Annotated in this window: 1 protein-coding gene; it reads left to right on the top strand. The window is 39.1% G+C overall.

The genetic code is table 11. From position 1 onward, the window contains the following. Positions 1 to 104 precede the first annotated feature (104 nt). Positions 105 to 1,322 (top strand): hypothetical protein (locus tag J7K40_02725; GenBank protein ID MCD6161309.1); only part of this gene is annotated, 1,218 nt, incomplete at its 3' end.

Genomic DNA, 1,322 nt, shown 5'->3' with positions numbered 1-1,322 from the left:
CCTACATAGGTGATACTGGCTCAACTCCTGCCCAAAACGTTTGGGATTCGAATTTCATTCTTGTTCACCATATGAGCCAAGACCCGTCGGGTGGATCGGATTGCATGAAGGATTCCACTTCAAATGAATTCAACGGCACTCCAGGATCGGCACTTACATCTGGAAGATTAGTAGATGCGTTAATTGGTAAGGGCATTCAATTCGAAGATGGAACTCAAACAGATACTAATGACTATATAGATGTAAGTGATCTTGCCGCATTAGACAATTTATCTAATATAACTGTTGAGGTTAGTTATAAACAAGAATACCCAGCTAATTCATCCCCCGCCTACGAACAAACATTAGTAAGCAAACGATATGACGGATCAAATCATAGCTTCAGGGTTTATGTAAGCGCAAGTAGCAATAAAATATTTTTTGCCTTAGCTACCGATGATACAGATACAGATAGCCCTGTGGGAATAAACGATGCTATTGTCATAGACACTGACTACTGTTTTGCTGGAAGATGGAAATCTTCTTATGATAAAATTGAATGCTTTTTAGACGGAGTTAAGCAATCATCAGAGATAGATAGAATTGGCGATACAGTTAGAAATAATACAGCAAAATTTGTAATTGGCGGGGAAGACTATGCAGGTACTATGATGCGTCCTGCTGATGGTATTATTGACGAAGTTAGGATATCAAATGCAGGGAGGGCTGATGAATGGATTAAAGCAACATCTTATTCTAATAAGGATAACTTAGTAACATTTGGATCAGGAGAAGTATTCGCAACCAATTTTTTTGACGGCAAAATTAGAATAAAAAACGCAGCAACCAATCTTCTTGATGGTAAAGCATTTATTGATACTTTCGATATCGATCTTCTCGATGGCAAAGCTAGAATAAAAAATATAGATACCGACCTGTTAGATGGGAAAGTAATAGTAAAAAGTGCAGCAACCAATCTTCTTGATGGTAAAGCATTTATTAATACTTTCGATATCGATCTTCTCGATGGTAAGACGTGGATTGTTTATACCGGCCAGATAAATGGTTATTGTCCAACTCCGACCTGCGAGATGTCGGCTATTTTCAGATATGCTCGCCTCGAAGCTTCTCCTCCGATTCCAACTGCAAGTTTTAAAATAGGAAGGATAATAGAAGGTGATTGTCCGATTCCCGAATTTACCTGCACAGCTTACAGCGGTAGGAATCCTTCAATTATAGCCAGTGCTCCATGCCCGACCTGTTCAATGCGGATTGGTCTTAGCTTCAATGGAGACGTTCCTATTCCAATATGCAGTATAATAGCTGATACCCATCATCTTACT

This window comes from Candidatus Zixiibacteriota bacterium (assembly GCA_021159005.1).
GTDB lineage: Bacteria > Zixibacteria > MSB-5A5 > UBA10806 > 4484-95 > JAGGSN01.
This window is presented reverse-complemented; position numbering and strand designations above follow the sequence as displayed.